Source organism: Amycolatopsis speibonae (assembly GCF_042647925.1).
Classification (GTDB): domain Bacteria; phylum Actinomycetota; class Actinomycetes; order Mycobacteriales; family Pseudonocardiaceae; genus Amycolatopsis; species Amycolatopsis speibonae.
The window spans coordinates 38,025-58,676 of the sequence record NZ_JBHRWK010000042.1 but is presented as its reverse complement, the minus strand read 5'-3'; the positions used below and the strand labels follow the sequence as shown (position 1 = coordinate 58,676).

Below are 20,652 nucleotides of genomic sequence, written 5' to 3'. Positions count from 1 at the left end.
CCCTCTGGACCATGACTGTCCAGAGGCCAGACAGGCTGCTTTCCCGGCAGGACAGGGTCAGGATCCAGGAGCAGGTGCTCGGTCCGCGAGCCGCCAAGAGGGTGGCGTCCTTTCGCGACGGCGTGTCCTATGTGGAGGCCGGCGCCTGGAGGCAGTTTTTGGCTTGGCTGATCGATTTCGTCGTGTTCGTTCTCGGTGTGGGAGTCGGCGTCGTCGTCCTGGCCCTCGTGGACCGTTCGGCGAACCTCGACGGTGGACTGATCGCCCTGTCCATCGTGGCGATCCTGTTCGCGGTGCCGTCGCTGTACGGCGTGTGCTACCGGAACGGCCGGGCGCTCGGCGCGGTCGTCGCCGGCACCAGGCTCGTGCGGATGGCCGACGGTGGCCGGATCGGCGGCAAGGCGCCCTGGGCGATGGTGATCAGGACGGTTCTGATGCCCCTGCTGCTCGCCACCGTGGTCGTGGGCGCGCTCGCCGGGGGCGGTGCGGCGCCGGGCGGCTCGCTGGTCAGGGTCAGCGTGGACGTCGACGCCACCGGCAGGCTCCGCGCCGCGGGCATCACCCGGTGACCATCGGGGGGAGGGCCGACTTCGATGCCACGAAGTAAGCGACTGTGGTGGTTACCAGCTCTGCTGGTGGGCTTCCTGCTGCCGGTCTCAGGGTGTTCGACGGGTGCCGTCAGATGTGAGAAGGCGTTCGCCGCGGCGGCGATGTCGGTCGATGGCGTGACTTCCGCGGTGTGGGACTGCAGCGAGCAGTTCGGTGGCGGCTGGCAGCGCGGTGACGTGGTGCTCGAGGCGGCGGACAAGGCCGAGGCGACCACGGTGATGGAGGCGGTCATGCGGGCTTTCGCCGCGTCGCCGGACATCGAGGATCGTTGGTCGACTCCGCAGGAGTACAGGACGCACGACCGGTCGATCGTGGTCGGCGCGGGTGCTCTGGGGTTCAACGGACCGCCCCGGGTCGGCGAGGTGCGCGAGCACTTCGGCATCACACCTGAGTAAGCGCCGAGACCCTGCCTACGCCGCGGTTCGGAGATCCGCGATCCGGTCGGCGAGGTCGCGTGCGTCGGCGTTGGCCCGGCGCAGATGCGCTTGCGTCCACAACGGGCGCAACCGGTCCGCGAGGCGGGTGGAGTTCATGCTCGCCGCGCTGGTCAGTACCGCGTCGGCCACCCTCACCGAATGATCGGCGTCTCCGTGGACGAGATGGCTCGTGGCCAGCATCGTCAGGCAGAGCGCCTTGCTGCGCGCCATCGCGCACGGGTAGGAATCGACCACGCCGGTCAATGCGATGATCGCCGCGCCGGCGTAGGCGGGATCCGCGGTGGTGGCGAGCTCGTTGTGCACCGTCCCGGCCATCGCCGCGAGGTCGGTCTCGCCGAAGAACGCCACATACGGCGGAACGTCGGTCAGGTCGGACTCGTCGAAGGCCGCGTGTGCCCGGCCCAGCCACCTGATCGCCTGCCTGCTGTCACCGAGTCGCGCGTACGCCCAGGCCATGTTCGCGCGCAGTACGCTCAGCATCAGCGGCGAACCGCCGGACACGGCCGCCCGCTCGCCGCGCCGGAACGCGCCGAGTGCCTGCCGAGGCCGGTCGTAGTGCAGGAACACCCGCCCCTTGCGGTAGCAGATGTTCGAGACCAGGACGGCGTCTTCACCCGCGCCTGCCAGCCGCAGAGCCCTGTCGAACGCGGCGTGCGCGAGATCGGCCCGGCCGTCGTCGAAAGCCGTCCACCCCACCAGATTCGTCAGATCAGCCAACGCGGTGCACAGCCGCCGCCGCACCGATTCGTCGCAGTCCCGACCGAGAAGCCGCGACGCCCACAGCCGGTGAGCCGCCACGGCGTCCGAGCACCGGCCGCCGCCGTAGCGGTAGTCCAGCGCGCGGAACCTCCTTGTCTCCGCCTCGACCTTCCGCACGTCATCGAGCCCGAGGCGGCCACGGGCATCCGCCGGCCAATCGATCCTCGCCGGGGCGGAGACGCGCGTGGCGGGCTCGTCCTGCATGACGCTCACCTCGGTATTCGAGCGGCCCCCTGGGGTTTGCTCCACCATGGCGTACTCCGCGGACTGCTTCGAGAGTCGAAAGTCCCCTCCGACCAGTGAAAACAGACCAATTCGGGGCAAGGGGCAGGCGCTCGGCCGCGAAGTCGATCGAATCTATGATCACCGCATGTACGCGTTGTACGCATGAGGGAATCTTCTTCGGGAGAGCGGGCTCGACTGTGATCCGGGCCGGCTCTTGTCCGTCTTTGACAGCGCGAAACGCGGAATACCCTCGGGGGGACCGAACAGACATGGTGCTTCAAGATGCTTTCGAGGCGGCGCAGCGCTTTCTGGACGGGAGGATTCGTCCCCGGCACAAGGCGGAAATCGTCATCGCCAGATGTGTCGAGGGTGACGAGGGATGGTCATCCGGCTGCAATACCCGCGCGCTCCTGGAGCGCGGCGAATTCCTTTCGTCGTTGGTCGGCAACGGCCCGATCATCGTCCCGAGGTCCGGTGCTGCTCCTTACGTCAGCCCGATGTTCCCTCGTCAGAAGGTGCAGCGGCCGCGGGACGCCGGCGAGTAGGCCTTTGCGGCACGGTCATGCTATTTCTGATGCGGCATGGCCGTGCCACAACCTGACGGGCTGGAGACTCCCTGAGTGACGCACTCGTCGTCGGCGCGATCTACCTGGCTGTCCGTGCTGCTCGGCAGCCCCGGTCGATCAGCGGGACAGGACGCGCTCGTGCAGGTGACTGACCGCCGGGCGGGCGGACTCGGAGGTGGCCGACCCTGTTCGACACCGTCGCCACCACAATGGGCGGCTCAGGCCGAGCGGGCCAGGCGGGCATACCTTACGTCCCGCTAAGCGGAACTCGCGTGATCAGAGGCGGAACTCGCGTGATTAAACCCGGGACAGGTGAGTTCCGCCTCCAATCACGCGAGTCGCGGCCCCGATCACGCGAGTTCGCCTTCTGGTCACGCGAGTCCGCCGGAGGCGTCAGAGCCGACGCCGCGAAGGCCCACTGTGTCATCGGCTCCTCAGCCGAATTCGCGTTCCGCGTCCGCGAAGATCCCGGGCTCGACGTGGGGTTTCCCCGACTGCAGCAGCCATCGCTCCAGCATCCGTCCGGAGTCGGTGCGGAAAAGGGTGCCGCCGTCCTGGGTGACTCGCACGATTCCGCGCTGGACCAGCACGGTGGTCGCGCCGGTGCGCACGATGAAGCCGCGGTAGCCGAGGTTGTTGGCGATCCGGCCTTCGGAAGCCTTGGGCAGGGAAACGAGTTTGCGCTGGAACTCGGCTGCTTCCGCGTTCCGCAGGGTCCAAGCCGGGTTCGGCATCCCCGAGAAGAGGTCGAGTTCGACAGACACGTTTTCGGCCACGGTGGTGTTCCCTCCTGGTGTCGTCGGCGCCGCGCCGCAAGCACACAGGACGAGCGCCAGGAGAATCCACCGGAGACCGGAAAATACGGTGATGGCTGCTCCTAGGCGACGAGGGCTGTGCTGTTGTTCTGGTAGAAGTACCCGCAGAAGTCGGTGTAGTTCCCCCGGCAGCAGTTGTTGGGAGCGTATCCCTGGCCGTTGTACTGGTAGATGCTGTGGCCGCAGTCGTCGGTGTACTTGGCGGGTGTCCCACCGGGTTTGTGGCCCCACCACCAGTACGGCGCGTCGGTGACGAGCCGGTAGAAATGGTAGTCGCGGTTCGGCCAGATCACCAGCACGATGGTCAGGCCGTTGGTCTGGCAGCCGTCTTTCCAGCCGTCCGCGTACAGACCATTGGTCACGCCGCCACAGGTGATCGAGGTCGCGGGCCGCCCGCCGCGCTTGCCCGGCAGCGCGTACCGCACCCCGGCCAGGTGGTTGCTGGCGAAGCAGTAACAGTTGTTCCGGCCGACGTTTTCGGGCTGGTTGAACAGGGACGCGTTCGCGTTGAAGTAGTTCGAGTTGCAATCCCACCAAGTCGCGCCTTCGGCGTGCACGTCACCCGGTTCGTTGGGCGAGTGCGCCCCTTCGCCTTCCAAGCCGGAAATGGTGGTGTCGCCCGCGTGGCTGCTGACGAATCCGGCCGGATCCACGGCGTCGAAGGACGACTGCACCAAGTCGATGCCATTCGCCGCGACTTCGCGCAGTTCATCGTCGACTCCGGCGTCCGGGTAACTCCCGGAGGTCTGCAAGAGCCACTCGGCGACAGGTTCCGTCGCGGGCTTGCTGCCGATCCGGAATTCGCCGGGGAGCGGTGTTCCCCAAGCGGAAGTGAGTTTGTTCCAAGGGCCGTCGTCCGTCTTGGCCAGCCGGACGAGCAGCCCTCGATAGCCGAGGCTGAACTGTTCGTCGAGTGTGGCCGACGGCGAGACCTGGGCCGGATCGGCCGAGATTCTTTCGATGAGTTCCTGCTCCTCTCTCCCCGAGAGGGTCCAGGTCGGATTAGGCATACCTGAGAAGATGTCGAGTTCGACTTCGAGCACGGCTGCACCTCACCTTTGACATGGCTTGTCCACGAAAGAGGGGTGGCGCTTCCCTTCCCCCTCCTCGAATCCTTTGTACTCCGGGGAGGGGGAAGGGAATAGGGACTTAGTGCTCCTCATGTGGTTCGCGGTCGGCTGTCTCCCCAAAATATGCCCTATCGGGCAATCGGGCCCGGTTGCTTTCGACAGGGCGGAAATTCTCAATCGGTCCGTCGCCGTGGTGTGTAGAGGCGATGCATGAGCAGTTCGAGCGGGCCGCGTTCGAAGTAGCGAAGCCACACGGCGGCGAAGGCGACATTCACCAGTCCGACGAATCCCCAGAGTCCGACGATCCACCAGGGCCGGGCGTCCGCGAAACGCTCGGCGAGTCCGAAACCCCAGCCGTAGCAGAGGATGCCGGCCAGCAGGTTCTGGAGCACGTAGCAGGAGAGGGCGGTGCGACCGACCGACATCAGTCCACTTCGGACGATCCCTGGCGTGTCGCGCATCCGGAGGGCGAGATGGGTGACCAGCGCGAGCAGGCCCAGGGCGACGAGCGGTGGCAACAGGTACCTGTCGACGAGCAGCCAGTCCGGCCCGCTGAAAGCCGTCAGCACGTTCAGCGGCAGACCGACGGCGAAGCCGAGTATGAGCAGCCGAAAACGGAGCCGCCTGCCTTCGGCCGTGTCGTCGAAAACGCCGGCCCTGCGCAAGCGGGAACCGAGCAGGAACAGGACGACGGCGGAGGGCACGATCAGGATGATCTCCGCTCGTAACAGCAGGAAATCGTTCAGCCGTACGGAGACCTGAGCGGGCCAGCTGGCTGTCGCGGAGGGATCCACCGGGGGCGGCTCGCCGGAGATGTCCGGTGTGGCCACGAGCAGCGCGGTCACGGCGAGCAGCAGCGTGGCGTACACGCCACCCACCACCACGATGACGTTGCGCACGACTCGATCGCTCCGGCCGACGAGATACGCGACGAGCAGCGAGGTGAGCCCGTAAGCCATGAGCACGTCGCCTTCGAACACGAGCAGATAGTGCGCGAATCCTTCCAGGAAGAGAATGCCCGCCCGGAGCGGATACCTGCCCGGCCAGGGAACGCCGCGCCGCCGGGAGGACTGGTACTGCAACTCCAGGCCCACGCCGAACAGGATCGTGAGCAGCGCGAGGAACTTTCCGTTGCTCAGCAAGCGAAGGCCGATCTCGGCTCGTTCGGTGAAGGTCGTCGCGGCGCCGGTGAAGTCCTGGAAGAACCCCATGGGCCCGCCGGGATGCGCGAAAAGGAACACGTTCGTCCCGAACGTGCCGAGAATCGCCACCCCTCGGAGCAGGTCGAGAGAAGAGATTCGCCGACCGCCGGAAGTCTTGGCGGCAGCGACGGCCGAAGTCCGGTGCGTCATACCGTCGAGCGTGCCATCGTCCGCGTCTGGCACCCTCGGCCGTTGGAATGATCTTGCCGTGGTCACTTCGTAGTATTCCGCCGGCGCCGCGCTCGCGCACGCGATTCCGTTGAGTGATCCTTCGACGGTGGAGTAAGAACCAAGGAGGGACAAGCGATTCCGTCGTTTGCCCAGCAGCCTCCCTGCCAGGGGCGTTCGAAATGATCCGGTCACGAACCGTGGTTCCGGCGCTGCCGACTGAGCTGATCGGCTGTCACACTTCCGGGGGTCGTCGTATCCTTCGGAGGGACTACGGCAGTTCAGGGCCGAGGGTGTCTACTGGATTCCGGCTGGGGTTTGTTTCGCGGGGAAGCTCCGTGAAGGCCTCCTTGCCTACGCTGAAGGTAGGGAAGGGGCCCTTCGCGGACTTCAGGCGACCACCCCGACCCACGCCTCACCGCCACCTCGCCACGCACCGGGTGGCGGAAGCGGTCAGCTTTCGACCTTGACGTACAGGCGCACGGTTCCGCCGCGGTGCGTGCGGAAATAGTTCTGGAGCTGCGCGCTGCTCGCGACGCATCCGGCACTGGTGAAATCGCTCTGTGCCGTTCTGGACAGTACGACGGAACATTGCGCGAGATAAGTGAACTTGTCCGGCCACAGAACGAAGAACGTCGCGCTTCCGGTCCCGGTACCGCCGTTGTTGCGGAAGACGGCGCTCATCGAGCACGCGGTGTCGTTGCAGGGCCCGTTCCACTGCGAGGAGCGCACCTGGAACTCGGGCCGCGACGGCGGCGTGGTCGTCCGGACGGCCCGGGTGGTGGTCTCCTCTTCCACATTGTCGTCGTCGGTGGTCGTCGTCGGTTCACTGGTCTGCTTCGCCGTGGTGGTCCTGGTCGTCCGCGGCGCGCTCGTGACCGCGGCGAGCGGTGGTGAGGCCGACGCTTCGTTGGTGCGAGAGGGCCCGAGATCCTTCAAAGGATTGAACCCGGTCAGCGTATTGACGGCCGCCAGAATGGCGAAAACGGCACTGATCGTGCCGACGATGATGCCCCACTTCTTGTAGTCCGGCTCGTCATCGTTCTTCTTTGGCTCGTCCCCCGCCATGGACTCATGCTACGTGATCGCCCAGTTACGGGGGAGGGACGAATCCGCGGCGAAAGTCGTCGATCGCGAGGATGCGGGAATCGACCGGCCGCGCTCAGAGCGCGCGACGAAGGGCGGCCGCTCGCTTGGCGTCGTGGTGTTCGACGGCGGTCAGATACTGCCTTAGCAGGGCCTGCCGAGACCGTTCGAGCTCCGTCAAGTCGACCGAGGTCGCCCGAGCGGCTCTCAACGCCTCCAGATCGGGCGCGGGCAGACGGTCGACCTCGCGACCGTGCCAAGGGTTCAAACCGTGCCGCCGGCACAGCAACGTGATGATCTGGTCGCGAAGCTCGTCGAGCATCGTGACGGCTTGCCACGTCCGCTCGCGGGCGATCGCCGAGCGGGCGTGTAGCGCGTAAAGCCAGGCCATACCGATCGTCTGCTCGCTGGCGGGTTCCGGGGACCTCGTCGGCTCGTTGGCCTGACCGAAGACGAGCCGGAAGCCGTTTTCAGTGGCGCGGAACAGTTCCCGTGGCCAGAACGAGAGGTCGATCTGGAGTGACGAGTAGAGCAGGAACACCCGATAGCGAACTCCCTCGCGCGAAATCACGTCAAGGGTGTCGGCGACCCCGAAGTCGTCGTCGAGCGATCGAGTCCACCGCGCGACGACCGAGGGCTCGTCCGCGTCGTCGGCGAGCTCGAACATCCTGTTCCCCTCAGGTGCATTGGAACTCGACCGCGATGGGCCGTTCCGCGCAGGTAGCGCAGACGAAGAGGTAGAGGTCGCCTATGTCGCCGAGCATGAGGCCCAGCCCCTCGGGTTCGTCATCGTCGAGGGGGATGGTGGACTCCACGACCGACTCCGGCACCACAGCCTTGCCGAACATGGTCCACGCGGCGGGGTCGAACTTCTCGTCCTCGCCGATCGTGGTGTGGCTGGTGCTGCCATCGACCATCGCGAACCGTACTCGTCTGGCGAAGGTCGTCCGAGCTTGTGTTTCCACCGGCATCCAGGCCTGCCAGGCGTCGGAACCACATTCGGAACTGGCCACGGTGAGCAGATGGTCCATCCGATGGTCCCGATCGCATTCGGGGCGGACCGGGCTTTGGATCCAGGACACCCACCCGCCGACCTTCGTTCCCGGGGCGACCGAAAGGTGCCGGCCGTATCTCCATTCCTGCCCCTTCTCCCACGTCTCGAGCCGCTCTCGCAGGTCGTCGGAAGGCAAGTCTTCCCAGCCGGGGAACTCCACCACGCGTTCCGGTGAGATCCGGCACGGGACCGGGAGACTGCCGTCATCGCTGAGCAGCCGATCCGGATCCGGTGCGGTGGCCACCTCGGTCACCTTCGCGGCGTCGCGCCACCACACCTGTGGCAGGGGACCGTAATGGGGTTCGTGATCGGTCGGGCACCACAACACCTGACACACGTCGGTGCCGTCGGGAAACGGCAACTCCGGCAGGTCGCGTCGGTAGAACTGCGCGATCGGCACCATGGGCAGCGTCGCGGCCGGATCGTCGGCGTACTCTTCGCGCCGCGCCTTCCGGATATCGGCTTCCAGCGCCTCGTATTCGCGATAGAACGCTCCCACGGTGGCATGGTCACCGGCTCGCGCGAGAGCATTCATCGCGTCGTGCAGCTCGTTTCTGCGCCGCTCCAGCTCCTGCCCCTCGGCGCTGGTCAACGGGCGAGGATCAGGATGGTCGATCGTGCACATCGGCCACGCCTCGTCCGCGGGCCACAACAGCGGCCCGCCCAAGGAAGACTCCCGCGCCGTGGCCACGCCCCGCCACGGGTGCAAACGCACAGTCGTGCGCGCCGACCCGGCCAGTTCCGGAAACACCGTCGCCACATCGACCGGTTTTCCCGGCGTCGTGAATTTCATGAACCAGCCCCCAGCTTCACGGAAAACCCATTCTGCCAGAGCGCCGCAGACGCAGAGAACTGCTTGCCCGCCGAAAGCGCGGACGGCTACCAGATGAGGATCCCGCCGCCGGCGCCCAGCGCGCGTCCGGCCGCGATCTGGATGTTCGCCAACCGCCACGAAATCGCTTCCAGGTACCACTGGCGGCTGTGGTCGGGGTCCGTCTCGGGCACCAGTGTGTCGAGGTTGGCGCGGAGGATCTTGGTCTCCACGACGAAATCGGGCACCTGATCGGGCCGGACCGTGAGGTCGCCGCCGTCCAGGACCGGGAAGAACCGGGCACCCAGGGCGCGGGTGGCCGCCGAGCCCCACACCGTGCCGCGCCAGCTCTCGAACCCGGCGAGGTCTTCACAGCATGCCGGGGTGTCCAGCACCCGCGTCTTGTCGTCTTCGAGGACGAACACGTGCACGGTCAGGCTCATGAGCTTACGGGATCACACCTGCTCGATCCCGGTCCACCGGATTCCGTCGCCGGCGGTCCTCAGCCACTTGCGGGCGTCGGCCGGTCGCCGGTGCACCACCAGGCTGGTGTTGAGGCGCAGCGTGCGCAAGGGACGCAGGATGGCGTACGCGGCGGTGTGGACCGCGAAGGGCACCCCGTCGCGTTGTGCGTCCGAGTGTGCTGTCAGCAGTTCCCAGAAGGTGCTGGCCGAGCCGAAGGTCATCGTGGTCGCGTCGATCAGGAGTGCCCGCGGTCTGGCGGCGATCGCGTCGGCGAGGCAGGCGCGCAGCGAGTCCTTCCGCGTGGCGTCGAAATCTCCGCGCAGTGCCACGATCATCGCGTCACCCTGCCAGGTCGTCTCTTCGAAACCCTCGCGTGGCATGGGGATCCGGGAGTAGTCGAGCTCGCGTGCCGAAGCGCGCGCGGGAGAGCGAAGTGACCCGTTGGGGGACATGACGTCGTCTCCTCGGATTTGAGCGTTCGTTGCCGCTGCGCGAAAGAAGATCATAACCCGGGCGATCCCGGCGTCGGCCCGCGACTCGGATACGCTATATTTAGTAAATGGTGAATTTGGATCGCGAGCTTGCCAGGGAAGGCGCCGTACTGCGGTATGGCGATCTCGCGGGGGAGAGGCGGCCCGTGGTCTTCACCCACGGCGCCGGGATGGACCACCGGATGTTCGACGCGCAGGCGGCCGCCCTGCACCAGGCGGGCCACCGGGTCGTCAGCTGGGATCAGCGCGGTCACGGTGGGTCGGAACTCGCGCCGGGTGCCCGATTCACCGCGGCGACCACACTCGGCGATCTGATCGCCCTCCTCGATCATCTCGGTCTCGACCGGCCGATCCTCGTCGGGCATTCGCTCGGCGGGAACCTCTCGCAGGCGCTCGTCCGCGAACTCCCCGGACGCGCGTCCGGCCTCATCGTCGTGGACTCCACCTGGAACACCGGTCCGCTCACCGCGGCCGAGCGGTTCTTCTTGAAACTCGCCGCGCCTTCACTGGCGATCGTCCCCGCCTCGCGGCTTCCGGGCCTGATGGCCAAGGCGTCGGCCGTCACGCCTCAGGGGATCGCCGGGGCGGAAGCCGTCTTCGCGCGCATGCCCAAGCGCGTGTTCCTCGATGTCTGGCGGGCCACGGTGTCGTTCGTGGACCCTGATCCGGAATACCGTACGCCGGTGCCGCTGGGCCTCATTCGTGGCGGCGGCGACGGTACCGGCAACATCGCGACCGCGATGCCGCGCTGGGCGAAGGTCGAAGGCGTGACCGAGCACGTTGTCCCCGGCGCGGGCCACGTCGTCACCCTGGACGCGCCGGACGCGGCCACACGGGCCGTCCGGGACATCATCGACGGCTGGGGCACGCGAATCGACGGGCGCCCGTCGTGACAGCCGATGAGCACGCGCGGTTCGTCACGGCCATGGGCGACTTCCTCGCGTCGTGGAACCTGCCCCGTGCCACCGGTCGCGTCTACGGCAGGCTCCTGCTCAACGCCGCCCCGGCGTCGCTCGACGAACTCGGCGCGGCACTGGAACTGAGCAAAGGCGCGGTGAGCACGGCCGTCCGGGACCTGGTTTCCTGGGGGCTCGCCCGGACCATCCCGCAGCCGGGCAGCCGCCGCCTCCTCATCGAGGCGGTCGGCGGGTTCGAACAACTCCTGGCCGCCAGCCACGAACGGACGCGGGCCTTCATCCGGGTGCTCCGGGACGGTACGGACAGCGCCGAGGACGACCACGCCAGGTCCCGCCTCTCGGAGGTCGCCGCGTTCTTCGAGTCCTATGTGGACGCCGGTGAGCAGATGCTGCGGGGGCGGCGGTAGTCCCGCCCGCCGGGCTCAGCCGTAGAGCATGGACAAGGCGTCGTTGGCGGTCACGTGCGGGCGTTCCGCCAAGGCGCCGATGGCCTGTTCGATCGTGATCCTGGTGTCGAGTGCGTGACCGAGCCGCGAGGCGGTATCGGATTCCAGCGATTCCGGCGCGGACCGGGCAGTGAGCGCAGGGCCGAGGGGGCCGGGCTGGGACTGTGGATCGTCCGCAATCTCGCCCGCGTCAACGGCGGAGACGCCTGGTACGCACCCGGTACCCGCCCGGGGTGCCTGCTTTTGCCTGCGCCTGCGGCAAACCGCGCCCGGCTGATCCCGGATCCGGTACTGTGCCGGTACTTGACGCGCCGCTTGCGAAGATCTTGGGGGATCGAGATGAGCATGGATGAGGCCGCACGGTTGAGTGCGGCGGTGGACAAGGTCTCGGTGGGGCGGGTGTACGACTACCTGCTCGGCGGGACGCACAACTACGCCGTCGACCAGGCTTTCGCCGAGAAGCAGCTCGCCGTGCTGCCGGAGATCCGCGACTTCGCCAGGGCGAACCGGGCGTTTCTCGGTCGCGCGGTCCGCTTCATGGTCGGGCAGGGGATCCGGCAGTTCGTGGACATCGGCTCCGGGCTGCCGACGCAGGGCAACGTGCACGAAGTCGCCGACGAGGTGGCACCGGGCGAATGCCGCGTGGTCTACATCGACAACGAGCCGATCGCCCGCGCGCACGCGCAGATCCTGCTCGAACAGACCGCGGACCCGGCCCGGCACGCCGCGCTGGACGCCGACTTCTTCGACCAGGCCCAGCTGTGGGAACGCGTGCTGGACACCGGCCTGATCGATCGGACCCAGCCCGTCGGGCTCCTGCTGGTGGCCCTGCTGCATTTCATGCCAGACGAGCAGAACCCGCACGCGGTGCTCGGTTTCCATCGCGCGATGCTGCCGCCGGGGAGCTTCCTGGCGGTGTCGCACATCTATGTCGCGCCCGAGGACGTCGAGACCCGGAACGCGGGCAAGCGGGTGGCCGAGGAGTACGGACGGCGGACCAACCACACCGCGATCATGCGGTCGCGTGAGCAGGTGGCCGAGTTCTTCGGGGATCTGGAACTGGTCGAGCCCGGTCTGGTGTGGCTGCCCCAATGGCGGCCCGGCACCGCCGAATCCGACGCCGAAGCCGCTCGTTCGCGCGGTCTGGCAGGCGTGGCCCGCACTCGCTGAGTCGCGTCAGGTGGCCCGGTCGTCGTTCTGGCGGCTTTCCAGCTCCCGCAAGGAAAGCATCAGCCGGCGCAGGATGTCGCGGGCCTCCTGCAGCTTGTCCTCGTCGAGGTCGGCGGTCGACGTGACCCTTTGACGCGAGTGCTCGCTGACTTCCCAGAGCCGGTCGAGCAAGGCGCGGCCCGCCGGGGTGACGCCGACCTTGGGCGACCGGAGGTTGCCCGGATTCGGCTGCCGGAACAGGTCACCCGACTCGACGAGGTCGTCGACGACGCGCTGCACGCCTTGGCGCACCTGCCCGAGCCGGCGCGCGATCTCCGGTACGGCGGCCGGTTCCTCCGACACCGCGCTCAGGACGTGCCAGCGCGCGACGGTGGTCCCTTCGCCGACGGCCTCGCGCTCGCCGATCCGGCGGCTCAGGCCCGCCAGTTCGTACACGTCGGCGATCAGCAGCCGGTATGCGTCCACTGCTCCGCTCACCGTCACGCTCCTTGTCTCCGCGTTGACAGTATGCTGTCGTCGATGACAGCATACTGTCATGGGGACGACAGCCGTACCCGCCGATCGCACCGTGCTCCTGCTGCTCGCGCTCTACGTGTGCTGGGGTTCGGCTATCCCGGCGATGAAGCTGATGGTCGCCACGATCCCGCCGGTCGGGGGAGCGGCGCTGGTCTTCCTGCTCGCCGGGATCGTGCTCGCCGGTGTGGCGCGCGGGCGTCCGCGGCCCACGAGACGGCAGGTGTGGACCCTGACGGCCGCCGGGGTGTTGTTGCTGGTGGGCGGGCAAGGGCTCGCCACGGTGGCGTTGACCGCGGTGACGGCCAGCCTCGGGGCGATCCTCGCCGCGGCGATTCCGCTGTGGGTGGTGCTTCTCGGTAGCCTGACCGGGGTCCGGGCGGCGGTCGCGTCGTGGATCCGCCTCGTGGCGGGGTTCGGCGGCATCGTGCTCGTCGTGCTGACCGCGCCGGGCAGTGCCATCGGCGGGGCGCCTTGGGCGGTCGTGGCGTTCTGTGTCGCGCCGATCCTCTGGGCCGCGGGAAGCCTTCTGACGGCGAACGTCGACCGCCCGCTCGACCGGGTGGTCGCCAGTGCGGTCCAGTTGCTCGCCGGCGGGACGGTGCTGCTGGTGGTCGCGCTGTCGCTCGGCCAGCTCGATCCGGGCCGATGGGCGGAGGTCGGCTGGACTTCGGCCGCAGCCGCCGTCTTCCTGCTCGTCTTCGATTCGCTCGTCGGGTTCATGCTCTACATCCGCCTGCTGGAGAGCGCGCCTGCCTCGCTGGTCAGTACGTACGCCTACGTCACGCCACTGGTCGGTGCCGCGATCGGCGCGACCTTGCTCGACGAGCCGCTGTGGGTGGGCGCTTTCGTCGGCGGCGCTTTGGTACTCGGCGCGGTCGCGCTGGAACTGCGCGGTCGCTGAGTCCGCGCACGGGACTTCTTCCCGATGCGTCTGTCTACTGTGGACTTACGGCAGCACGTGACATATGACTCGTTCGTGAACGATCGTGCGTTCTGCGGACCGGCCGGATGTCGCCTAGCGTTACTTGCAGCTTCCTGTCGGCGGGTGGTGTCACTCTCCAGGTGTGGGTCTGGGCAGCCATGCCGGCGAGGAGCTGACGACGCCGACACGGAGGAACGGTCTATGACGCGACTCGAAGCGGCCACGAAGGATCCGAACAAAGGGTACGTAGCTCTTTTAGGATGGAGCCTCAACGCTGTGGAGGCACTGGACCGGTTCGACAGGCGCTATGTCGTCGTCGCGCCGGACTGGGCCGAGAAGTACTGTGTGGAACACGATATTCCTTATCTGCCCTGGAATTTCGAGCGGCTCAACGACCGCTCGCTGGAGATCGCCGAGACGCTGCAACGCGAAGGCGTCGACGTCGCGATCCCGCTGTTCGAGGAAACCGTTGAGTGGGCGGGCGCGATCAACGCCGTCCTGATGGACAATCCGCGCCTGTTCGGTCAGGCCATGCTGCTGCGGGACAAGTCGCTGATGAAGCGGCGGGCGCAGCTCGGCGGGATCCGGGTCGGGATCTTCGAGGAGGCGCACGACCGGGACGACGTGATCCGCTTTCTCAAGCGGGTCAACCAAACGCTGCTCAAACTCGACGGTGATCCGAACGACCCGATCCACCTCAAGGCCTTCGACAAGGCCGGCTGCCTCGGGCACCGCGTCGTCCGCACACCCGACGACGTCGACGCGATCCCGGAGGAGGAGTTCCCGGTCCTGATGGAGTCGCATCTCGACGGCTGGGAGTTCGCCGTCGAGGCGTGGATCCACCAGGGGAAGATCAAGTTCCTCAACATCTCCGAGTACGTCACGCTGGGCTACTCGGTGTTCGTGCCCGCCACTCCGGAACTGGAGCGGTACCGGCCGCAGATCACCGCGCAGATCGAGAAGCTGATCAAGACCTTCGACATCGAGTTCGGCTTCGTGCACCCCGAGTACTTCGTCACCAACGACGGTGAGATGTACTTCGGCGAGGTCGCCTACCGGCCGCCGGGTTTCAAGGTGTTCGAGCTGCTCGAACGAGCCTATGGGTTCAACGCCTACCAGGGACTGGCGCTGGCCTTCGACCCGAAGACGACCGAGGAGGAGATCGACGCGTTCTTCCCCCAGGAGGTCGACGACGCCACCGGGGTCGCGGGCTGCTTCGGGGTCTACCCGCGCCGCCGCGTGGTCAGTGAGCTGCGGATTCCGCCGGAAACCGAGGATCACGACTACTACGAGTCACACGACCTCACGGCGCCGTTGGAGGAGACGGTCACCAAACGGACCGCGTTCGGTACCCACTGGGGTCTGCTGTACTTCTTCGGCGATGATTCCTATGAGATGCGTGACCTGCTGAAGCAACAGGAAGAGTTCGACTTCTACGTCTGACGGGCAGCCCCGCGCGCGCAGGAGACCGACCCGAGGGATGCCTTTGAAACCGACCGTCGATGTTCAAGGCGCGGCCGCCACGCTGGACAAACGCGTGGCCTCGCTCGACGACGCCATCAAGGTGATGGCCGAGACCCGCGACTTCGGCAAGCACACGAAGCTGCGGCGGATCCTGGAGGCGTTGCGGCGGGTCCTGATGCAGCCGGGCGGCGCCGCGGCTGTCCAGGCCAGAGCGCGGGTACTGGAGGAGGCGGGCCTCTTCCAGGGGACGGACTGGGCCACCCCGGAGATCCTGATCCCGGCGCTGGTCGGGCCGGGTCTCCACGCGGGCGACGCGGACACCGTGGTGATGGAGGCGTGCAGCGAGCTGCGCACGCTCGCCGTCGCCCACGGTGACTACGCGCACCCGACGATGTCCGCCGAGGACGCTCGCGAGTTCCTGTCCCAGGTGCTCGCGCTGAACCTGGAACTGCTGTTCACCCCGCCCACCGAGGCGGAACGACGGCGAGGCCGGACCGCGCGACTGATCAGGGATCTGTTCCGGCACGTCGCCGACGAGATCGGCTACGAGAGTGTGCTGGACAAGCTGGTCGAGGAGATCTGGCGGATCCTGCGGCAGCGTCCGATCCAGGTCGAGCAGGTGCAGTCGCTGATCACGCGGATCGCGGTCTACCGCGGGGATCCGGACGTCGATCTCGCCAGCGCCCCCGGGCAGGGCATCGACAGGCTGATCAGCGCGCTGTTCGGCACCACGGAGGCCTGCCGGGAGGACCCGGGCGTCGACGTCTTCCGGTCCCGGCTGGAGGCGATGGACGACGGTGGCCTGCAGTACGAGGCCACCGGGTTCGCCAGGGCGATGCACGACACCGGGCTGGTCTCGCCGTATCACGCCGAGCTGCTGCGGTTCCTGCGGCACAAGAGCGACTACCTGCTCGGGGAGGCACTCGGCCTGTCCGACACCGGCCGCAACTGCCTGCTGCGCCACCGCGACCTGATCCACCGGCTGATCGAGGTGGCGGTGCACACGCAGACCGCCCAGTGCGTCTACGGGCTGGCGCTGCTCCTCGACCGCGGCATCCTGCACGCGCCGCCGATGGTGCCCGCGCTGTGGCGTCAGCTGGGGCTGGAACTGTCCGAGAGCGCGCGCGAGCGGCTGACGACGGTGTTCGGCGACGAGCCGGGACCCGAGGCGAGGCTGATCGCGGGCGTGCTGTCGATGCTGGGCCTGCCGTTGGGCGTCGGACAGGGTGACAACCCGACCTGCCAGTCGGCCCGCGCGCTTTCGATGTGGGCCTACAACGACCCGGACTACCTGCTGCAGATCGTGGTCTGGGCGGCCCGCGACGACGAGATCGTCATGCATTTCGAAGGCCAGCCGATCTCGTCGAACGACAGCGCCGGAGGAGTCGCGACCACCCCTCAGACGGATCTGGATCCGGTGTCGTTGCTCGTGGTGCCGCACCTGGACCGGATCTACGCCGAGATGGGGCGCCGCTGCATCGGCAGGCCCGGTGATCCGCACCGCTGGGTCAACCCCGAATTCCACGGCTGGTGGGCCGCACGAGGGTTCCGGATCAACGTCGACGTCGAGACCGGGAACCTGATCGGGCTCGACACGTTCTTCCGGCAGTTCCACGTGAGCTACCACCCGGCCTACAACGGCGGGCAGCCGCTGATCCACCCGCAGCCCGCCGGGGTCGCCGTCACCGACAGCGCGGCCCGTTACGTCGGCTGGCACGCGATCACCATCCTGCGGGTCACCGCCGATCCGCAGGACGTCACCCGGGTGTACTTCTACAACCCGAACAACGACAGCGGACAGGACTGGGGCGACGGCGTCGTGGTCTCGACGGCGGGCAACGGCGAGCGGTTCGGCGAGGCCTCGCTGCCGTTCGACCAGTTCGCCTCGCGGCTCTACATCTTCCACACGGACCCGCTCGAACACGGTGAACCGGAGAAGGTGCCGGCGGAGGACATCACGCGGATCGTCGACTACATCGAACGCAGCTGGGGAGCCAACCGGCTGCCGGGCGGCACGCTGCAGGCTTCGAAGACCCCGCAGACCTAGCCGGGTCGTGGGCCGCTCTCAGGCGCTGGGTGTGTGGAAATAGGGACGTTCAACGTCCCTATTTCCACACACCTTTCACCCTGGGTGACATTTCACGCGGCCTCTCAGCGCCACCTTCGCCGCCGCTCACGACCCACTGGGCCGTCGTTTTGGTCGCCTGAAGTACATGAAGGACCCCTGACCCGACCCGCAGCGGAACGTCAGCCGGTGACGTCCAGGTGCGCGGGGACCGGGGTGGGCTTGGGCGCCTTGCCGCCGGGCTGGGGCTTGTCGCCCGGCTTGGTCGGCGGCTCCGGAGTTTCGTCCGCGGACTTGGCGCAGGTGGCCGAAGCGATGTCCAAGGTCTGCGTCTTGCCGAGCAGCTTGGCCGAAACCGCGGTCACGGTGAGGGTTCCGTCGGCGTTCTTGGTCTGCTTGTTCACCGTCAGTTCGAGCAGCGAGGCCACCGGGATGGTGGTGTTCGGCGCGACCTGGTCGAGTTTGATCGTCTTGCCGCCGACCTTCAGGTTCGCGATCGACACCGAACCCTTGCCGTTCCGGCACTCGGACTCGATCACCTCGGCGCTCAGGCCGGGCAGAGCGGCACCGGTGGGCAGCAGGCCGAGGTTCAGGGCGAGCCCGGCGACGCTGGATTCGGCGTGTCCCGGCTTCACCGCGGCGTTCAGCGCCTTCGCGCCGACCAGCGACGGGCCTTCGGTCGGCAGCGCCACCGAGGCGAGGGATTCCTTGCCCTGCCCGGAAACCGAAGGTGTGCGAGGGATCTTGACCAGACCGGACGCGGCGATGGCGTACGCGGATTCGGCCGGGGCGGCGATGGCGGGGGCGGCGGTGAGGACCAGACAGGCCGCCGCCGTGCAGGCGAGCACGCCGGTTGTGCGTGGGGACAAGGGAATTACCTCCGTGGTTCGAATATTCAGGTGATGTGCACGACGGTGCCGAGCGGCAACTCGACGAGGCGGTTCAGTGCCTCGCGGGTGACCCGGATGCAACCGTCGCTGGTGGCTTTGCCGACGAAGCTGTTGTCCGGCCAGGTATGCAGGCCGACCGTGCCGGGTCCGCCGCCGAAGGTCTCGTGCGAATCGGAATGGTTGCTCAGCGGCAGCACGATCGGGCTGTAGGTGTTCACGCTCTCCTTGATCGAGGCGAGGATGAACGCGCGGCCGGCGGGAGTGGGGTGTTCGGGCTTGCCGGTGCCGATGGTCCACGAGCCGGTTTGTTTACCGGCTTCGAGGATTTCCAGGCGGAATCCGGCGAGGTCCACGCGGACCTCGAAGTCGTTGTGCGCCGATTCCACGGCTTCCGGGGTGGCGTGCAGCCAGCCGGTCGCGCCGTTGGGACGCGTGGGAAGCAGCACCTGCGCCCAGTCGCCTTGCCGGGCGATCACCGGGACCCAGGTCGGGGAGCCGATCTGGGTTTCCGGGAGCCGGGCGATCGGCTCGGCACCAGGGGCGCTGTAGACGGCCGTGTCCGCCTTCGGGTGCAGGACTTCGCCGCCCGCGGGGAGCTCGTGGGCCGGGTCGGCCGGCGCGGATTTCAGTTCGCCGAAGGTGTTCGCTTCGGGCAAGGCGGCCAGCGCTTCGGGCGACGAAGAGTGCGGGGCCACGGGGGCGGCCGCCCCGCCGCCTTCGGCCTGGGTGGCGCCGCAGCCGGCCAGCGGCAGCACCACCAGCGCCAGTGCGAGGAGCGCGGTAGCCGCACGAGGGCGCGCGCCACCGCAAGAGGTCTGCAGTCGGGTCATTCAATGCCTGTCCATGCGCAGGGTCATTCGCAACGGGATGCGAATCCGGGACGGCTATCTCTAACAGCAAGGTCGTGCGCTGATCAATGTGTGCGGTGCCTATTCAGAGCGAATCTGCCTGCGGTTTTCCGGAGTTTCCGCAGTTCACGGGCGTTTGCCCGAGTTCACTCGATCGAGGCGAAAGGGCGATTTTTGTAACGCCGGAAGTAAACATACTCTGCGTATTTGTGCCTGCGGCCATTCGGTGGGAAACGACAGTGCGGCCTGGCGCGGTGATCACGCGGAGTGTCCGGCGGCGATCCCCGCGGTCAGAGCCAAGGCGGCGGCTTCGCCTCGGGAGCCGACGTCCAGTTTCCTCAGCACGCCCGCGACGTGGAACTTCACCGTGCTCTCGGTGATGCCGAGCGCCGCGGCGATGGTCTTGTTGCGCTGTCCCCGCGCCACGAGCCGCAGCACTTCGAGTTCGCGGCGGTTGAGGTCGGCGAGCACGGCCTCGCCGGTCCTGTCCGACTTCGGCTCGAAAGGGAGGACGACGGTGACGCGGCTGCCCCAGCCGGGAACTGCGTCCACCTCGGCGGTGGCGCCGAGTGCCTTCGCTCGCCCGTCGAGTTGCAGGCGCAGGCCCGCGACGTCGAGGCTGCCGGATTCCTGGTCACGAACGTCGAGGTGGAGGGCCGTTTCGTCGCTCGTCCACGCGATGCGGAGGCGGCTCAGATCCGGCTGGGTGGTGAACGCGAGCACCGCGGTGCACGTCATCGCGCGGGCGGCGTGGGCGACCTCGCCGGGCAGCGGCCGCCCGTCCTTCGAGGGCGCGACGAACTCGACTTCGGCGTCGTGGTGCCGCATCACCTGCCGGACTTCCCGGCGGAGCCTGCCGAACGCGATGTGCGCCGGTTCCTCGGACAGCGCGAGATCCGCCTGGTGCGCCGACCTCAGCGCCACCAGCGCGGCGGAGGCGGAGTCGGTCGCGACGAGGCGGGCGCGGTGGTCGTCCAACCGGGTGGAGCGCAACGCGGTCAGGATCGTCACGAGCGCGGTTTCGTGTGCGGCGGCCATCTCCACGATCGTGCGCGCGCGTTCGCTGGACGCCGCGCGCGACTCGGCGAGGTAGTCGGGGCTGGCCTGGGTGACTTGCTGGCGGATCGACGTCGCGACGATGCCGAAGATCTCCGCCAGCCGCGCGGGCTGGGGAAAGCGTTTGCGGCTGGGTCGCGGAACGAGCACGAGCAGTGTCCCGCCCGGATCCCGCACGGCCCAGACCGGGCGCGGGGCGCCGCCGAGAGTGGCCGTCGTGGTCAGGTGCCCGCCGGGTTCGACGAGCGACTTGAGCGCCTCGAGTTCGCGGATGGCCACCTTGTCGGTGATCTCTTTCGCGCCGGTGACCTTGCGCGGCCTGCCGGTACATTCCAAGGTGAAGATGACGAGGGCCTGGTGCGGCCAGTCCTCGGCGAGTAGCCGGGAGAACCGGACGGCGATCTCGGCCAGCGGGCCCTCGACGACGTCGCGCAGCGCGGGCAGGTCGACGGATTCGGGCATCATGGTCAGCCTAGCTCTTCCCCCGACCTGGCCGAAAGACCAGGTTTTCCTCGACCGACGGTCAGGTCGCGGTCAGTTCCGTCCCGGTTTAGCCTCGCGTCAGGCATGCGCCGCCGCGCATGTCTTCGTCGCCGAGCG

22 protein-coding genes are annotated in these 20,652 nt (G+C 67.8%); 9 read left to right on the top strand and 13 right to left on the bottom strand.

Annotation, left to right across the window (positions count from 1 at the left end; genetic code table 11):
• Nucleotides 1-11: 11 nt before the first annotated feature.
• Both ACFOSH_RS26005 and ACFOSH_RS26000 read left to right on the top strand, forming a co-directional pair.
• Nucleotides 12-569, top strand: coding sequence for an RDD family protein (locus ACFOSH_RS26005; RefSeq protein ID WP_378241677.1), 558 nt, complete (start codon nt 12-14; stop codon nt 567-569).
• Between the two features lie 24 nt (nt 570-593).
• The gene (locus ACFOSH_RS26000; RefSeq protein WP_378241676.1) at nt 594-1,004 is read left to right on the top strand and encodes a hypothetical protein; all 411 of its coding nucleotides are present in this window, start codon (nt 594-596) and stop codon (nt 1,002-1,004) included.
• A gap of 15 nt (nt 1,005-1,019) precedes the next feature.
• Here the strand turns inward: ACFOSH_RS26000 and ACFOSH_RS25995 are convergent, their stop codons facing one another.
• Nucleotides 1,020-2,009 carry a transcriptional regulator gene (locus tag ACFOSH_RS25995; protein WP_378241675.1) on the bottom strand — a complete coding sequence of 330 codons (990 nt, stop codon included), beginning with the start codon at nt 2,007-2,009 and terminating at the stop codon, nt 1,020-1,022.
• A 290-nt stretch (nt 2,010-2,299) separates the two neighbouring features.
• Here ACFOSH_RS25995 and ACFOSH_RS25990 point away from each other — a divergent pair, with 290 nt between their 5' ends.
• On the top strand, nt 2,300-2,575 hold the full coding sequence (locus ACFOSH_RS25990) for a YrhB domain-containing protein (RefSeq protein ID WP_378241674.1): 276 nt from the start codon (nt 2,300-2,302) through the stop codon (nt 2,573-2,575).
• Nucleotides 2,576-3,030: 455 nt separating this feature from the next.
• Here ACFOSH_RS25990 and ACFOSH_RS25985 read toward each other — a convergent pair whose 3' ends face one another.
• The 8 genes from ACFOSH_RS25985 to ACFOSH_RS25950 form a co-directional block, all read right to left on the bottom strand.
• On the bottom strand, nt 3,031-3,372 hold the full coding sequence (locus ACFOSH_RS25985) for a hypothetical protein (RefSeq protein WP_378241673.1): 342 nt from the start codon (nt 3,370-3,372) through the stop codon (nt 3,031-3,033).
• Nucleotides 3,373-3,473: 101 nt separating this feature from the next.
• Complete coding sequence (locus ACFOSH_RS25980; protein ID WP_378241672.1) at nt 3,474-4,421, bottom strand: hypothetical protein; 948 nt, start codon at nt 4,419-4,421, stop codon at nt 3,474-3,476.
• Nucleotides 4,422-4,654: 233 nt separating this feature from the next.
• The gene (locus ACFOSH_RS25975) at nt 4,655-5,833 is read right to left on the bottom strand and encodes a DUF418 domain-containing protein (RefSeq protein ID WP_378241671.1); all 1,179 of its coding nucleotides are present in this window, start codon (nt 5,831-5,833) and stop codon (nt 4,655-4,657) included.
• Nucleotides 5,834-6,304: 471 nt separating this feature from the next.
• Nucleotides 6,305-6,919, bottom strand: a complete 615-nt coding sequence (locus ACFOSH_RS25970; protein ID WP_378241670.1) for a hypothetical protein — start codon at nt 6,917-6,919, stop codon at nt 6,305-6,307.
• Between the two features lie 94 nt (nt 6,920-7,013).
• The gene (locus ACFOSH_RS25965; protein ID WP_378241669.1) at nt 7,014-7,604 is read right to left on the bottom strand and encodes a nucleotidyltransferase domain-containing protein; all 591 of its coding nucleotides are present in this window, start codon (nt 7,602-7,604) and stop codon (nt 7,014-7,016) included.
• A 10-nt stretch (nt 7,605-7,614) separates the two neighbouring features.
• Nucleotides 7,615-8,784: a hypothetical protein gene (locus tag ACFOSH_RS25960; protein WP_378241668.1), complete on the bottom strand. Its 1,170-nt coding sequence runs from the start codon at nt 8,782-8,784 to the stop codon at nt 7,615-7,617.
• A gap of 86 nt (nt 8,785-8,870) precedes the next feature.
• Nucleotides 8,871-9,245 (bottom strand): hypothetical protein, encoded by a 375-nt coding sequence (locus ACFOSH_RS25955; RefSeq protein WP_378241667.1) that lies wholly within the window; start codon nt 9,243-9,245, stop codon nt 8,871-8,873.
• Nucleotides 9,246-9,257: 12 nt separating this feature from the next.
• A complete protein-coding gene (locus tag ACFOSH_RS25950) occupies nt 9,258-9,719 on the bottom strand; it encodes an STAS domain-containing protein (RefSeq protein WP_378241666.1) in 462 nt (153 codons plus the stop codon).
• Nucleotides 9,720-9,826: 107 nt separating this feature from the next.
• Here ACFOSH_RS25950 and ACFOSH_RS25945 point away from each other — a divergent pair, with 107 nt between their 5' ends.
• The 3 genes from ACFOSH_RS25945 (at nt 9,827) to ACFOSH_RS25935 (ending at nt 12,291) form a co-directional block, all read left to right on the top strand.
• Nucleotides 9,827-10,651, top strand: coding sequence for an alpha/beta fold hydrolase (locus tag ACFOSH_RS25945; RefSeq protein ID WP_378241665.1), 825 nt, complete (start codon nt 9,827-9,829; stop codon nt 10,649-10,651).
• Nucleotides 10,648-11,082: a GbsR/MarR family transcriptional regulator gene (locus ACFOSH_RS25940; protein ID WP_378241664.1), complete on the top strand. Its 435-nt coding sequence runs from the start codon at nt 10,648-10,650 to the stop codon at nt 11,080-11,082. Before ACFOSH_RS25945 ends, ACFOSH_RS25940 begins: the two co-directional genes overlap by 4 nt.
• Nucleotides 11,083-11,466: 384 nt before the next feature.
• Nucleotides 11,467-12,291 carry an SAM-dependent methyltransferase gene (locus ACFOSH_RS25935; protein WP_378241693.1) on the top strand — a complete coding sequence of 275 codons (825 nt, stop codon included), beginning with the start codon at nt 11,467-11,469 and terminating at the stop codon, nt 12,289-12,291.
• A 6-nt stretch (nt 12,292-12,297) separates the two neighbouring features.
• Here the strand turns inward: ACFOSH_RS25935 and ACFOSH_RS25930 are convergent, their stop codons facing one another.
• Nucleotides 12,298-12,768 carry a MarR family winged helix-turn-helix transcriptional regulator gene (locus tag ACFOSH_RS25930; protein ID WP_378241663.1) on the bottom strand — a complete coding sequence of 157 codons (471 nt, stop codon included), beginning with the start codon at nt 12,766-12,768 and terminating at the stop codon, nt 12,298-12,300.
• A gap of 58 nt (nt 12,769-12,826) precedes the next feature.
• Here ACFOSH_RS25930 and ACFOSH_RS25925 point away from each other — a divergent pair, with 58 nt between their 5' ends.
• The 3 genes from ACFOSH_RS25925 (at nt 12,827) to ACFOSH_RS25915 (ending at nt 17,240) form a co-directional block, all read left to right on the top strand.
• Nucleotides 12,827-13,708, top strand: a complete 882-nt coding sequence (locus ACFOSH_RS25925; RefSeq protein WP_378241662.1) for an EamA family transporter — start codon at nt 12,827-12,829, stop codon at nt 13,706-13,708.
• A gap of 222 nt (nt 13,709-13,930) precedes the next feature.
• Complete coding sequence (locus ACFOSH_RS25920) at nt 13,931-15,172, top strand: ATP-grasp domain-containing protein (RefSeq protein WP_378241661.1); 1,242 nt, start codon at nt 13,931-13,933, stop codon at nt 15,170-15,172.
• 37 nt (nt 15,173-15,209) lie between these two features.
• On the top strand, nt 15,210-17,240 hold the full coding sequence (locus ACFOSH_RS25915; protein ID WP_378241660.1) for a hypothetical protein: 2,031 nt from the start codon (nt 15,210-15,212) through the stop codon (nt 17,238-17,240).
• Between the two features lie 200 nt (nt 17,241-17,440).
• Here ACFOSH_RS25915 and ACFOSH_RS25910 read toward each other — a convergent pair whose 3' ends face one another.
• The 3 genes from ACFOSH_RS25910 to ACFOSH_RS25900 all read right to left on the bottom strand — a co-directional run bounded on the left by ACFOSH_RS25910 (nt 17,441) and on the right by ACFOSH_RS25900 (nt 20,514).
• Nucleotides 17,441-18,127, bottom strand: a complete 687-nt coding sequence (locus ACFOSH_RS25910) for a choice-of-anchor P family protein (RefSeq protein ID WP_378241659.1) — start codon at nt 18,125-18,127, stop codon at nt 17,441-17,443.
• Between the two features lie 26 nt (nt 18,128-18,153).
• The gene (locus tag ACFOSH_RS25905; RefSeq protein ID WP_378241658.1) at nt 18,154-18,978 is read right to left on the bottom strand and encodes a L,D-transpeptidase family protein; all 825 of its coding nucleotides are present in this window, start codon (nt 18,976-18,978) and stop codon (nt 18,154-18,156) included.
• A gap of 276 nt (nt 18,979-19,254) precedes the next feature.
• Nucleotides 19,255-20,514 carry a helix-turn-helix transcriptional regulator gene (locus tag ACFOSH_RS25900; RefSeq protein ID WP_378241657.1) on the bottom strand — a complete coding sequence of 420 codons (1,260 nt, stop codon included), beginning with the start codon at nt 20,512-20,514 and terminating at the stop codon, nt 19,255-19,257.
• Between the last annotated feature and the right edge of the window lie 138 nt (nt 20,515-20,652).